12 protein-coding genes and 2 tRNA genes are annotated in these 14,836 nt (G+C 43.1%); 13 read left to right on the forward strand and 1 reads right to left on the reverse strand.

Features of this window, described 5'->3' with window-relative positions:
* The first annotated feature begins 20 nt into the window (after positions 1-20).
* From C5749_RS19080 to C5749_RS19130, 11 genes are all read left to right on the forward strand, one after another.
* Positions 21-503, forward strand: coding sequence for a gluconate 2-dehydrogenase subunit 3 family protein (locus C5749_RS19080; RefSeq protein ID WP_105727820.1), 483 nt, complete (start codon positions 21-23; stop codon positions 501-503).
* Between the two features lie 30 nt (positions 504-533).
* Positions 534-2,249 carry a GMC oxidoreductase gene (locus tag C5749_RS19085; protein WP_105727821.1) on the forward strand — a complete coding sequence of 572 codons (1,716 nt, stop codon included), beginning with the start codon at positions 534-536 and terminating at the stop codon, positions 2,247-2,249.
* Positions 2,250-2,449: 200 nt separating this feature from the next.
* Positions 2,450-2,524, forward strand: a tRNA-Val gene (locus C5749_RS19090).
* A gap of 12 nt (positions 2,525-2,536) precedes the next feature.
* Positions 2,537-2,611 (forward strand) — tRNA-Val (locus C5749_RS19095).
* 213 nt (positions 2,612-2,824) lie between these two features.
* The gene (locus C5749_RS19100) at positions 2,825-3,379 is read left to right on the forward strand and encodes an RNA polymerase sigma factor (protein WP_105727822.1); all 555 of its coding nucleotides are present in this window, start codon (positions 2,825-2,827) and stop codon (positions 3,377-3,379) included.
* A 65-nt stretch (positions 3,380-3,444) separates the two neighbouring features.
* The gene (locus C5749_RS19105; RefSeq protein ID WP_181151533.1) at positions 3,445-4,356 is read left to right on the forward strand and encodes a FecR family protein; all 912 of its coding nucleotides are present in this window, start codon (positions 3,445-3,447) and stop codon (positions 4,354-4,356) included.
* A gap of 31 nt (positions 4,357-4,387) precedes the next feature.
* A complete protein-coding gene (locus C5749_RS19110) occupies positions 4,388-7,744 on the forward strand; it encodes a SusC/RagA family TonB-linked outer membrane protein (protein ID WP_105727824.1) in 3,357 nt (1,118 codons plus the stop codon).
* Positions 7,745-7,750: 6 nt separating this feature from the next.
* Positions 7,751-9,649, forward strand: a complete 1,899-nt coding sequence (locus C5749_RS19115; protein WP_105727825.1) for a RagB/SusD family nutrient uptake outer membrane protein — start codon at positions 7,751-7,753, stop codon at positions 9,647-9,649.
* Position 9,650: 1 nt separating this feature from the next.
* Positions 9,651-10,565 carry an endonuclease/exonuclease/phosphatase family protein gene (locus tag C5749_RS19120; RefSeq protein WP_105727826.1) on the forward strand — a complete coding sequence of 305 codons (915 nt, stop codon included), beginning with the start codon at positions 9,651-9,653 and terminating at the stop codon, positions 10,563-10,565.
* 11 nt (positions 10,566-10,576) lie between these two features.
* The gene (locus C5749_RS19125; protein WP_105727827.1) at positions 10,577-11,704 is read left to right on the forward strand and encodes a SusE domain-containing protein; all 1,128 of its coding nucleotides are present in this window, start codon (positions 10,577-10,579) and stop codon (positions 11,702-11,704) included.
* A 2-nt stretch (positions 11,705-11,706) separates the two neighbouring features.
* The gene (locus C5749_RS19130) at positions 11,707-12,819 is read left to right on the forward strand and encodes a discoidin domain-containing protein (protein ID WP_105727828.1); all 1,113 of its coding nucleotides are present in this window, start codon (positions 11,707-11,709) and stop codon (positions 12,817-12,819) included.
* Between the two features lie 126 nt (positions 12,820-12,945).
* On the opposite strand, the gene C5749_RS19135 is transcribed toward C5749_RS19130, so the two are convergent.
* Positions 12,946-13,404 (reverse strand): Lrp/AsnC family transcriptional regulator, encoded by a 459-nt coding sequence (locus C5749_RS19135; RefSeq protein WP_105727829.1) that lies wholly within the window; start codon positions 13,402-13,404, stop codon positions 12,946-12,948.
* A 152-nt stretch (positions 13,405-13,556) separates the two neighbouring features.
* On the opposite strand from C5749_RS19135, the gene C5749_RS19140 reads away from it, so the two are divergent.
* Entirely contained in the window at positions 13,557-14,633 is a 1,077-nt protein-coding gene (locus tag C5749_RS19140) for a PLP-dependent cysteine synthase family protein (protein ID WP_181151534.1), read from the forward strand.
* The coding region (locus tag C5749_RS19145) for a hypothetical protein (RefSeq protein ID WP_146113796.1) at positions 14,630-14,836 on the forward strand (207 nt) is incomplete at its 3' end. The genes C5749_RS19140 and C5749_RS19145, both read left to right, overlap by 4 nt.

A 14,836-nucleotide genomic window follows, 5' to 3' on the forward strand; every position in this document is an offset into this window, starting at 1 on the left:
GTTTTTCAAAGAATCAACATATGCAACGTAGAACAGCTGTAAAGCAATTATTTTTCATAGCAGGAGGAATAGTACTGTTTCCGTCATGTTGGGGAGGGGCGAATGAAGCTTCTATCGCCCTGCGTAAATTGCATATTAATGCTGAGCAAGAAAATCTCCTCGCCGAAATAGTAGAATCCATTATACCCGAAACGGATAGTCCGGGAGGAAGAGCACTTCATCTGCACCTTTTTGTACTAAAAATGATCGATGATTGCCATAGCGAGGAAGACCAGCAGGTTTTTGTCCAAGGGCTGAAGGATTGGGATCAGGAGATGAACAATTTTGTGGGGAAATCTTATCTGACGGAAATCGAGAAAGATAAAGCGCATCCTTTGTTCGGCTTTTTTATGATGACGAAAAGAAGGACGATACAAGGATACCTGAACTCCGAATATGTGATGAGAAATAAAGTGATATACGAACTGGTTCCGGGTCGATATAATGGATATGCAAAAGTTTGAATGAATAGCAGTAAAACAACTAATTAAGGAATGGCGAATATCAATATAGATAGCATAAAGGAGTGTACTTTTGACGCTATTGTCATCGGATCGGGGATCAGCGGTGGCTGGGCGACAAAAGAACTCTGTGAAAAGGGTCTGCGGACATTGGTTTTGGAAAGAGGACGGGATGTAAAGCACGTTAAGGATTATCCCACAACGAACATGTATCCCTATGAGTTTGAGCATCGACTAGAAATGTCTTATGAAGACAAGCAAAAGAATCCGATTGCCAATCGCTGTTATGCTTATCGGGAAGATTCGCAGCACTTTTTTGTGAAGGACGATGAACACCCCTACATTCAGGAAAAGGAGTTCGATTGGATTCGGGGGTATCAGGTAGGAGGAAAGTCTCTTTTATGGGCAAGACAGGTGCAGCGGTGGAGTGATTTTGATTTTGAAGGGCCGGCCAGAGATGGGTTCGCTGTGGATTGGCCAATACGCTATCGTGATCTCGCTCCGTGGTATGACCATGTAGAACGCTTCATTGGTGTCGCAGGCAATCGGGATGGGGTGGCCGAGCTTCCTGACGGAGCGTTTTTACCTAGCTATCCCTTAAATGCCGTAGAGGATCATTTTAAGCGCGTAGTCGCATCAAAATATGCGAACCGTCACGTAGTAAGCGCGCGATGTGCCCATTTATCTCAACCGGCGCCGATCCATTTGGAACAGGGACGTGTCCAATGTCAAAATCGTGTGCTTTGCCAGCGAGGTTGCCCCTTTGGTGGATATTTTAGTAGCAACGCGTCTACATTGCCATGGGCAGAGAAAACAGGCAACATGACGCTTAGACCATTTTCTGTCGTAGAATCCATCCTCTATGATGAACAAAGGGGCAAAGCGGTAGGTGTACGGGTAATTGACGCCAATACGAAGGAAGCAACTGAGTTCTACAGCCGGGTGATTTTTGTCAATGCCTCCACGTTGAATTCAAACCTCATTCTTCTCAATTCAATTTCAAGCCGCTTTCCTAACGGATTGGGCAATGATAATGGATTGCTCGGTAAGTATATTGGATTCCATAGTTATACCGCGGTCATAAGTGGTGAATACGAGGGCGAACTGGAATATCGTACAGATGGACGAAACCCGGCGGGAGGGGGATATATTCCCCGGTTCCGTAATATCTACAAGCAGGAAACGGATTTTTTGAGAGGATGGGCAGCGACATTTAATGCCAATAGAAATCCATATACAGATACTTCTGGTGTAGGTGCTTCTTTAAAAGATCAATTGCTGCATCCAAAGTTGGGAAATTGGCGTGTCGGCTCGCATATGATGGGTGAAACTATTCCTAAAGAAAGCAACAAAGTTTGGCTCGATGCGATAAAAAAGGATCAGTGGGGAGTCCCATTGCTGCATATCGATGTAGCATACGATGACAACGACTGGAAAATACGAACAGACTATTTTGAGCAGATGACAGCGATGTTTGAGGCAGCAGGTTTCCAGAACATCAAAACCAGAAACGATGACCGACGTCCTGGAAACGATATACACGAAATGGGTGGGGTGCGGATGGGGCACGATCCCCAAACCTCCTTGCTCAACAAATGGAACCAACTGCACACCTGTGAAAATGTATTTGTAACCGACGGCGCTTGTATGACATCCACGGCTACACAGAACCCATCGTTAACCTATATGGCACTGACAGCAAGAGCTGTTGATTACGCGTTTACGTTGATGAAAAAAGGTGTTTTGTAAGCAATAAGGACAATATTGTTATAAAGAATACGAATCATCAGGAAGTGTGTGATTAAGGTGTGATTGTTTTAATCGAAATAGACGCGAAATTATATAATTGGTAACTAAAGGGTTGTTATCCGATCATAAAAAATATCGAAAAATAATTTTGCAAATCAGATTTTACCCCTATATTTGCACACGCTATAAGCAAAAGGCTTGGAGAATTAGCTCAGCTGGTTCAGAGCACCTGCCTTACAAGCAGGGGGTCACTGGTTCGAACCCAGTATTCTCCACATAAGAACCTCGGGAGATTAGCTCAGCTGGTTCAGAGCACCTGCCTTACAAGCAGGGGGTCACTGGTTCGAACCCAGTATCTCCCACAACCCGAAAAGTCGTTTTTCTTCACGAAAAGCGACTTTTTTTGTGCAGTATCGTGGAATCAGGTCCCTGAGCGGCCGCGCCTTCTTATGATTTTGTTTTTTAGCTTGTATTTCCTATTATTGCGCTTTACATAATGCTAACCATATGTTCACGATAAGTTTATTGTGTTTTGGGTTATTTGTCGATCTGGTAATCGACGGAATAGGAACAAAATGAAGACCTCAGAGGAAAAACTATTATGTAATGCCGAACAATCCGGTTTTGACAAATTCTACAACACGAATTTTTTAAAAGTCAAAACCTCTCTCCTATTTCTGGGAGTTGAGGAAGAAATGGCGAAAGACATTACACAGGAAAGTTTCCTTCGGATATTACTTTTATGGAACAATTTCGAAAATGATATCGCTAGGCGATCGTTCTTAAAACTGACGTCGAGGAACCTGTGGATTGACAAGTATCGGAAAATCAAGCGGGAGGAACAATTTTGCTCTTTATTTGAAGAAGGAAGCCGACTACTAGAAGAGCAAATGGATTTTAAAGAGTTACAAGAAATTACCTATCAAGCGTTAGATCAATATGAGGAAAATATGCGATTAATGTATTTTGAAATCAAATTGAACGGTGCTTCCTATAAAGATGTTTCCCAAAAATATCAAGTGAATATAAAGACCTTAGAACGCTATATGACGAAAATGTCAAAAACCGTACGACTTTATCTTAAAAAATACTATCCTCATCTCGGTATCCTCGCCGTATTCCTGCTCTGACACCTTTCGATAATTTTTTAATGAAAAGGTGAGGGAATTCTTTTTCTCATTCGTTTAAGATGGTGATGAGAGAAAAAGACACTATTGTTTACGATTTTTTAGCAGGCCGACTTTCCGCCCGTGAAAGAAATCGGTTTGTGAAATTGATGAGATATAGCAAAGACGTTCGCGAGCTTTCTGATTGGCATGAGGCTGTTTATAAACAAATTGAGGTCTTAAATCCAGAAGAGCTTCAGCAGCTTTTACAGCTGTTAGAACAGGAACAAAAGAGCACACTTGTCGTGTCATTCTGGAAACCCTACCTAAAGTATGCAGCTATTTTTATAGGTCTACTAGGCGGATATCTTATCTATACACATTATCAAGAAGTAAATATTGAAACACAATCACAGCAAGCTTTAGCTTCCTTGCAAACGATAGATCTGGCAGATGGATCTGCGGTAGATTTGGAAAAAAATAGCTATATCGAAACCATTCGATTTGACGATGAGATACGAGAAGTCACTTTAATCGGTACAGCCTCCTTTCGTGTAAAACCGGGTCAAAAGCCTTTTGTGGTACATACGCCTGATGGGTATACAACTAGGGTCCTTGGAACGGAATTTAAGATACAGTCGCAGCATAATCTTTATCAGGTGACGGTTGATAAAGGACGAGTCGCTATCGACCATGGAGGATCAAATATCGGAATGCTACAGAAAGGTGATTTTCTCAAAGTAGAAGATGGTAAAACCAATCTAAGATCTTCTGTAGTTCCGTTGACGTTTGACAATAAACCACTGAGCGAGGTGGTGCAGGTAGTAAACGACGTGTATGATACCAACATTAGATTGGATGCATCCATTAACGACCAGATTAAATGTAAGGTTTCTTTTGATACACAACTGACAATCCTAGATATAATCGAAGTTTTGTGTGAGATACATAACTTCTCTTATCAGATACAAGACGACCAAGTGAGTATAAAATCTAAATAATTTAAATTAAGTAATTCATAACCTAAAGAGAATGAAGCTAATGAAAGTGTCGTTGACCTTTATCTCCTTGATTTTGGTTTGGTCTAACGGACTAAGCCAAGGGTATAGGCAGGAAAGGATATCAGTAGACAATCCACACTCAACATTGCTAAGTGTTGTCAATCAAATCGAATCCCTTTATAACGTTAGTTTTGCTTATAATCCAGAAGATCTAAAAAGGGTTACTGTCGAAAAACGTTATGATAACACCTTGCTACCCTCCCTTTTAGATGACAAAGGCTTTCGTATTGTAGAGAAAGCTGGAAATATTGTTATTTCGAAAAAGACGAGCGGGAAAGTGCCGGCAAATAAAGGGGCTAGCGAAAAACAAACCAGGATAACGGGCACAGTGACCAATGCAGCAGGCAACAGGCTGACTGGGGTCACTATTACGGTAAAAGGGACAGCACTTTCTACTACAACAAATGATCATGGAAACTATATTATTGAAGTATCGTCGCCGGATGCTATCCTGCAGTTCTCCATTGTGGGCTACCTTCCACAGGAAATGATCATTGATGGGCGATCGAATGTAGATGTGCAATTGCAGGAACAACAGGAAAATATTGATGAGGTAGTTGTCGTTGGATATGGGACGCAGCGGAAAGAAAGTGTTATTGGTGCTATTACCACCATCAAACCTGAAGTACTGCAGTCGAACCAAACACGTTCCATCTCTAATAGCTTAGCTGGGCAAGTAGCAGGGGTAATCGCCGTGCAACGGAGCGGAGAGCCGGGGTATGACAATTCAGATTTTTGGATTCGGGGGATTAATACTTTTGGGGCAAATGCATCACCTTTGGTGCTTGTGGATGGCATTGAAAGGAGTTTAAACAATATATCGCCCGAAGAGATTGAATCCTTTTCGATTTTGAAGGACGCAACTGCAACAGCAGTTTATGGCGTGCGTGGTGCGAATGGGGTTATTCTTATTCAAACCAAGAAAGGGAAACAAGGGCGCCCGCGTATGACCATCAAGAGTGACTACGGTTTTGCGCAACCAACCAAGCTTCCGGAATTTGTGGGTGCGGCGAAATATATGGAAACTATTAATACGGCTTATGAATATTCCGGTCTCTCACCATTATATTCGGAGGAAACCATTCACCGGACTCGTATAGGATATGATGCTGATTTATACCCTGATGTGAATTGGATGGATGCCGTGACAACGCCCTTTTCTGGAAATAGTCGGTTGAGTTTTGACATTAATGGGGGCTCGGAAAGGCTTCGATATAGTTTAATCGCGGCCTATTTTAATGAGCAGGGTATGATTGCTGTTGACGACAAGCAGAATTACGATTCCAAACTAGGCGTGCAGAAATATAATCTGCGTAGTAATGTGGATCTGGACTTGACGCCCTCTACCAAGCTGGCGGTAGGGATAGGAGGCTATATTACCGAACGACAGGCACCTGGAATAGGGATCAGTACAATCATGAGTCGCTCTATGGATACTCCTCCAAATGTTCACCCGGTCGTCTATTCCAATGGACAGATTCCCCGAATAGACGCGCGGTATAATCCTTGGTCGGATGCGACGCAATCAGGTTATCAAATGCGTTATGAAAGCAATCTGGAAACAAATTTGAACATTATACAGGATTTTGGAAAACTGGTGCCCGTGCTGGATGGGCTTAAAGGGAGTGTTCTCGCCTCTTTTGATGCTTTTAATAGACATTCACAGAATCGGACAAAAACGCCACGAACGTTTATTGCTCGGGGAAGAAACGAGGAAGGTGAGTTATTAACGCAGGAAGTAGGTCAGGGACAAGAGTTCTTGAACTATTCGAGAACGTCGGGAGGAAATCGGACCATTTATTTTGAAAGCAGATTGAACTATGACCGTACCCTGAACGGTATCCACCATTTAGATGGCTTGATTTTGTTCAACATGCGGGATTATGTAGCGCAGGATGTTAATCAGGCAATCGACGCTTTGCCTTATCGGAATACCGGTATAGCGGCGAGGACAGCCTATTCCTTTGATGACCGTTATTTTGCTGAATTTAACTTTGGCTACAATGGTTCAGAAAATTTCATGCGTGGGTATAGATTTGGTTTCTTCCCTTCTTTCGCTATGGGTTGGATGCCATCAAATGAACGCTTTTTTGAACCTTTGTTGAATACCGTTTCTAAGCTAAAAGTACGAGGCTCGTGGGGCTTGGTCGGGAATGATAGAATATTGGGCGACAATAGTGACGATACGCGCCGGTTCGCGTATATCCCTCTGATAGATCCAATAAGTGGCTATTCGTTTGGTTATACCAATAATTTCAGTTTTGGCGGATGGAGAGAGGGAGACTTCGGTGTCGAAAATATGACTTGGGAAACGGCTGAGAAGATGAACGTCGGTATGGAACTCGGGTTATGGAATAATGCGATTCATATCCAGGCAGATTGGTTTAGAGAGAAGCGACGTGATATATTTATGCGGCGGAAGACAATCCCGGAAACTGCCGGTTACAGCAAAATGCCCTTTGCGAATTTTGGAAAAGTAGATAATCAGGGGTTTGAAGTAGAAATGATGGTAAATCATCGCTTCAATGATGATTGGTTTATTTCGGCAAGAGGGAATTTTACCTATGCGAAAAATACACTAGTCGAATATGATGAACCGGAAAACCTAAAAACGACGAGCAGAGCACGCACAGGCCAGCCACTCAATCAACATTTTGGATTGGTAGCAGAAGGACTATATACCTACGCTGATTTTGTAAATGAATCGAATGGGGTTCTGAAAGAAGGTCTGGCACAACCTGCCTTCGGGCCGGTTCGGGCCGGGGATATTAAATATAAGGATATTAATGGCGACGGGGTTATTGATGCTTATGACGAAACAGCGATAGGAAAACCACATGTGCCGCAAACTATCATTGGTTTTGGACTCAATACACGCTTTAAGAATTTTGATTTAGGCTTTTTGTTTCAAGGAGCAACAAATTTTACCAATATGTTGCAGGGAGCTACGCTGGTACCAGGTAGCGGGGGAGGAGGTACAGGTAATATCTATGCCAATGTAGATGATCGATGGACGCCAGAAAATCCCTCAAGCAACGTGATATGGCCTAGGTTGTCAAGCAATCAAAGTGCAAATAATATGCGTTATTCAACTTGGTGGCTGGTGGACGCTTCTTATCTGCGATTAAAGAATCTGGAAGTGGGATATACGCTTCCTAAGCGTGCGCAAGAGAAAATGCTAATGAAAAATGCACGTGTTTTCTTACGAGGTAGCAATTTGTTGACGTTCTCCTATTTCAAAATGTGGGATCCCGAAATTGGCTCGCAGAACGGACTGAAGTATCCGCTTCAGCGAATTGTGTCGGGCGGTATTGAAATCACTTTTTAATTTAAAATGATGAAGAAATTATTCAATATAATATGTGCTGTTACCTGTCTAACCCTTGTGTCATGTGACAAGTTTCTGGATAAAATGCCGGATGATGCCATTACGATGGAAATGGTTTTTAACGATAGGGTGCGTACACAGGAATGGTTGGCAGGAATTTACAATAAAGTGCCTGATCCCTTGATGGACTACACCCGACAGTGGGGATTGACTTTTTTTACGGATGACGCACAAATAGCCATTGCAATGGGGCAGTTTAATGAGTACTGGAGGTGGGTTGTTGCCAACAACCAAGGGGGAGTAAACCCCACCATGTTGCCGCCAATTGATATCTGGGGGAATGCCTATAAAGATGTGCGGTCGGCCTATCTCTTTATGGAGCATGCAAAACCGTTGGAAAATCAAGGGCTGACCCCAGCAATGGTAAGGCAAATGAAATTGGAAGCTCGTTTTTTGGTTGCCTTTTATTACCATAAGATGTTTGAAATATATGGTGCTTTTCCGCTTGTTACCAAACTGGTGGATGCGGATACACCATTAGAAGAGGTGGCCATAGCCCGAACACCGGTAGATGAAATTGTGGCGTGGCTGGATAGGGAATATCAAGAACTTGCCGCGTTGTTTCCTGCAGCGTATGCGAATGCCGATGAAATGTTTGGAAGACCTAACAAAGGGATTGTGATGGCGCTAAGAGCCAGACTGTGGCTATATGCGGCATCGCCGCTCTATAATGGCAACACAGATTTTGCAGGCTTAATCAATCCCGACGGGCGTGCTATTTTTCCACAGACTTATGAAGAAGGAAAGTGGCAGAAAGCTGCTGAAGTGACCAGAGAATTTTTAGACTTTGCAGAATCGGGACGCTATAGCTTGTATATTGAACGGCATCCGAATGGGAATATTGATCCGTTTTTGTCTTTTCAGAATCTATTTTTACAGACGGGGAATATTAATCCAGAGATTATTTTCGGTCGGGCTACCAATGCCAGAAGTTGGTTCAATTCGATTGGAAACCCTCGTGGTTTCGCAGGAGGTTCGGGGTATTATGGCTCTACGCAAAACCTAGTGGATGCTTTTTTCATGCGAAATGGCGTATCACCTATAACCGGTTATACTGCAAATGGCGCACCGATTATAAATTCGGCTTCTGGATATCTGGAAAGCGGTTTTAGCAATGCTGCTGTAAACTATCCGAATACGCGGTATAACCTCGGTGGGAGTGCGGGAACAGAGGGGCTGGTGTCCGAAGCCGGAACCTATAATATGTATATCAACCGGGAACCACGGTTCTATATCACGGTATGGCACGATAATCAATGGATACCACGAGCGGCAAGAAATACGGAGTTTAAAAGTGGTGGACTTGATGGAGGTCCCACGCACGATTCCCCGCAAAGTGGATACCTCAACCGAAAAGGTGTCAATCCCGCAGCAGACCCACGAAATAACAATGTGCCGTACCAACCGGCTATCCTGTTGCGCTTGGGGGAGTTCTACCTCAATTATGCGGAAGCGCTGAATGAATCGTCGCCGGGACATCAGGATATTTTAAAGTACGTAAACCTTATCCGGGAGCGTGCGGGAATTCCAGCTTATGGCAATGGGGGTGACCAAATTGCTGTGGCTATGGATAAGGAAAGTGTGCGGGAGATTATCCGCAAGGAAAGACGGGTAGAATTTGCATTGGAAGGAGATGTCCGCTATAACGATATCCGCCGCTGGAAAATAGGAGAGGAAATATTTAGAACGCCTATATACGGAATGAATAGGTCCGCTCAAGATAATGCGTTCTACACACGCACGGTTTACATGCGTAGAGCATTCACGAAGCGGAATTATTTGTGGCCGATTTATCAACATTATATCGATAATAACAGTAACCTAGTTCAAAATAAATATTGGTAGTATGGAGAAATTGAAAAATAGAACACTTTTATTTTTAGTGCTTTGCTTTGTTGTCGGATGTTCCGGTAAGGAAGGGTTGATGCGGGATTTTGATGATGCAGGCCATACACCCCAAGGCGAACAAGATTATAAAGTGGCAATGAACGTAGGCTCCTATAACATCCGTTTATTGACCAACGCAGATCAGGGTGACCTGGCGTGGGCAAACCGAAAGCAATGGGCACGTAAGATTGTTGATGATTATGATTTTGATGTTTTAGGAACCCAAGAAGGGTATCTCTCGCAGATAAGAGATCTGGTAGAGGAGAAAGATTACGACTATGTTGCGGTAGGTAGAGATGACGGGAAAAATCAAGGTGAAACCTGTGCTATACTCTTTAAGAAAGAAAAATTTACTTTATTGGCAAACGGTACTTTCTGGCTTTCGACTACTCCGAATGAACCATCTTATGGATGGGACGCAAATATCCGGCGTATTTGTACTTGGGTAAGGCTGAAAGAGAAGGAAGCAGATGAAGAGTTCTTTGTATTTAATGTGCATTATGACCATCAAGGGACGGTGGCACGAGGAGAATCGTCCAGATTGATGTTGAACAAAATACGGGAGATTGCTGGTAACGGCGCCCGAGTGTTTATGACGGGCGATCTGAATGCCGAACCCAATGCAGAACCGATTACGGTCTTGTTGGGCGATAATATTTTATGGGATTCCAGAATACTGACCCAGACGCCCCCTACAGGGCCGGAAGGGACATCCTACGGTTATAACTTAAATACGCTCCCTACATCACGTATCGATTATGTTTTCGTTACCCGGTCGATAAGTGTGTTGAGCTATGTGACAATAGATGATGACTTTACGACAGGTAATATCGCATCAGATCACTTGCCTGTGTTGATTAAAGCGGCTTGGTAAAAATAAGGAACATGATGAAAAGTTTATTAACAATATTATTGGCTGTCTTTTGTTTGATAGGTTGTCGTGATGAAGCTGTGAGCCCCGAAATAGAAGACCTTATTGGAGAATACCGGGAAGACGATGCTATCCGTTTGGAAGTATCTTCCCGCTTTATTGAATTAGACCCCTTAAAACGTCGCGATCAGGCACTTTTGGTTACCTGGGAACCTCTTACCGATATTGAACAACAGTATTCCGTAAAGTACCTTTTTAAAATTTATTTGACTGAAAATGGTTTTCCCACATCTGTCGTTTCGGAAGTATTACCGGAAGGGATGAATTATAAAGTATTTACCCATCAGGAATTGGAGAACCTGATTAGAAGGGTATGGGGTAGACAGGATAATCAGGATGTATCTGTGAGTATTCGTGTTATAGCACAAATCATCTCAGAAGAGAAATTTATCAAGCCCTTATATGCTACACAGGAGTTTGTTGTGAGACCTTTTAACCTGGAGCCAGCCCCAATGTTTATGTACGGAGATGTGTTCGGTACCGGAGGAATATCCAATATGATTGCATTGGAGGAATACAGCGCAGGTGAAATCTATATCTGGAGAGGAAAGTTGTTGCAAGGTACATTTAAAATTGCACAGAAGTTAGGTGAGGAATATCCGGCGTATGTCAAAGGTGAAGGAGATCATATGGAATTAATAGAAGCGCCGAATGCTGATACAAAAGGATTTACGATTCCACATGATGGGAACTATCGAATTTTAGTGGATCGTCTGAACGAAAAAATAAGTATGGAAGAAGTACCCCATTTAGAGTTGTATTTTGGGGGATCTGCTACGCCAACAGCATTCAATCAACCACCTAAACCCCTGGTGTGGGACGTTTATAAGCCGCATATTGGCACGATCACAACAGACCTTAGCGCTGGAGAGTGTAAATTTTCGACCGAACTCAATTTTTCTGGTGGAACACTCCAATTGCGCCCGAGAAAACCGGACGCATCTATCGTATCGGATATAGACATAATCGCATCAAACAACAATCCGGATTGGAAATGGCGGGTGCAGGCTAATCAGGCAGGGACATACCGGATAACCTTGGATGTAAAGAGTATGAAAGTTCAATTTTTAAAACTTAATTAACCATGAGCATACGTTTAAAGATTGTTGGGATATGGCTGCTGACCATTATGATATTGACAGGTTGCCGCCGGGATAACGAAAAAAATGGTGTGGAGCAGATAAACGGTGTGGAGGGTTTGACGGCGGCATCGGCCGCAGAAGCAATCGTGTTGTCTTGGAAGAATCCGGCAGCACGTCTATATGATAAAGTAGATATCTGGTACTTTGTGGATGGTAAAAAGGAAGTAGTGACGGAAACTATTGAGGAGGAATTCAGTCAAGTGGTATTGTCTGTTCCTGATGAAAATGTTTATAAGTTCTATGTACAGGCAAGCTCTTCGGTCACGCGTCAGCTATCAGAAATACAATCGGTCAAAGGTCGTATGCTTGTTTTTTCTCAACCACAAGAAGAACTGGAGGAGATTTTAAACAGTGTGGTGGTATACGGCGGTGCTGGCGGAATCCGGCTGCTTTGGGATAACCCGGGGGCGTTGCCTGCCAGCATCCGTATAGATTATGAAGATGGTAAAGTCGATTTGGAAGCTGACCGCTTGACTAAAGAATATACCATTGATGGTCTTCGGGAAGGGAGATCGTATATGGTAATAATAAGCATGGTATATGATGGGGAGTTGACTGCAATTGCGAAAAATCTATCCGTCATTCCAGAGCCTGGATATGCGAAGCTCCGTCCGGAGGATTGGAGCATAATTGCATCGTCGACAGATGCCCACGGAGGTGTTGTGCAACCGGAGAACCTGTTGGATGGTGATCCACATACCTATTGGCAGTCGCAGCCGGGGTACCCACATCATGTGATTATTGACCTGCAGCGCATCCGAAAAGTTGCGGCAATTACCTTGGTACGTAAGTTTGGCGACAGCACCAATTCCTCATGGGATAATAATATCTCACTGAGTAAGGACGGAGTGAATTATAGGAATATATATCGATATGTAAAATCATCTCCTGATCCAAATCCCATTTTTTCTATCGAATTTAATCGAACGATAGAAGGAGAGCAATTATACATGCTGCCCGCAATGGAAGAAGCGCGTTATATTCGTGTCGATATGGTAAGAGGTTCCGGAAACCGGATAGCGCTGTTTGGCGATATCAACGTTTATGGCGAATAAGAGCGAAAGTACACAGATTACACCTCGCAATCTTATGATCATAGAAATCATCTGATAAGCTATGTAGCGTTTTTCCGAATATATGAACGGGGGGTTACGTTCACGTTACTTGACGAGACCTGAATTTTATATCGGATACGCCGTTTCGCTCTTCGTTTCCGATAACACAAAATAAGTCTGTACGGTGTTTACCTGGGGCAGCACGGCTAACTTATGGCGCAGGAACATATGGTATGCTTCCATGTCTTTGGTAGCTATACGTAACATAAAATCGTAAGACCCCGCCATTTGGTAACACTCCATAACCTCGGGAAATTTGGCGACTTCTTTTTCGAATTCATTCAGTACTTCCGCGGTATGGGCCTTTAAAAAAACCTGCGAAAAAGAAATGAGATCAATCCCTATTTTTTTGCGATCCAGTATAGCGACCGTGCGTTTTATATATCCATTGGCTTTCAGCTTCTTCACACGTTCATGGACGGCCGCGATGGATTTGTTAAGATGATAGGATAATTCTTTGTTACTGAGCGAAGCATCTTTTTGCAAGAGACGCAATAGCTTCTTGTCCACGATGTCTAATTCCATAACCACTTTTTTCTTGATTTAAGATTCAAAAAACAATGTTAGTGATAATATTTATTGTTTTTGGTAAATTTTCAGTAATTTTTTCTAAAGTTTATGTTAATGGTTGAATAATATCTTGTTTTCTGTCAATTTTGCGAGATAAGTATTGTATTATGGAAGAGGTAATCAGTGAATGTCTGTCGCCAAAATTGGACAGTAAATTTAAGCATTTGTGGTGCTTAGTGGGAAATACCCCGATGCTCGAATTACACTATGTGTATCAAGGAAGGCCGGGTGTGATTTACGTGAAATGTGAAAATTATAATCTGACTGGAAGTATTAAAGATCGTATGGCTTTGTACATCTTGTATAAAGCTTATATGAACTGTGCGATTCGCCCGGATGACGTTATCGTGGAGGCGACCAGTGGAAACACAGGAATCGCTTTCTCGGCTATTGGAAAGGCGTTAGGACATCAGGTGAAAATTATTATGCCGAACTGGCTTAGTAAGGAACGTATCGATATCATCAAGAGTATGGGCGCGGATATACAGCTGATATCTAAAGAGGAGGGTGGTTTCTTAGGTAGTATCCGCTTAAGTGAAGAGCTGGCAGCGGCTGGAGGTGTATTTTTACCTCGTCAATTTGAAAATCAATATAATGCGGAAGCGCATGAATTAACAACGGGCCGGGAGATTGCTATGCAACTGCGGTCGATAGGCAAAGTCGCTGATGCCTTTGTAGCCGGGGTTGGGACCGGAGGAACAGTGATGGGAGTTGGTCGCTATCTTCGTCAGATTAATCCTGAAGCAAAAATACATCCATTAGAACCAGCGGAAAGCCCTACCTTAACAACCGGTTACAAGGTCGGTTCGCACCGTATTCAAGGTATCTCCGATGAGTTCATTCCGGCGATTGTTAAGCTCGATCAATTGAATGAGGTGATTCAGGCATCGGATGGCGATTCCATTGTTATGGCGCAAAAGCTGGCGCAGCAGCTGGGACTGGCTGTAGGGATATCTTCCGGAGCAAATGTGATAGGAGCTATTAAGCTGAAAGAACAGTTGGGCCCAGATGCAACAGTCGTAACATTGCTCTGCGACGATAATAAAAAATACCTGAGTACGGACTTAGTGAAAGAAGAAGCTATCCAGGAGAGTTTTATTGCTCCCGACGTGCAATTTGAAGGTTTTCATCCGATCAGCCGTTTGAAACAGCCACTTACTATAATCGAAAACCAAAATATATGAAAAGAATAGGTAAGTTATGCGTATGGTTAATCTGTATAATCCCGCTATTTGTTGGAGGACAAGAGGTTGATACGTTAATGTCATTAGACAATATAGAATTTGTAGACGGTTCTGCTGGATCGGAGGACGACACCCTGCTGGAAGTTCCTGATGACCTGATGTTCAGGGACGGCGCGGCAGGTGAGAACATGGAAGCTGACACA

This window comes from Sphingobacterium gobiense (genome assembly GCF_002980575.1).
Taxonomy (GTDB): domain Bacteria; phylum Bacteroidota; class Bacteroidia; order Sphingobacteriales; family Sphingobacteriaceae; genus Sphingobacterium; species Sphingobacterium gobiense.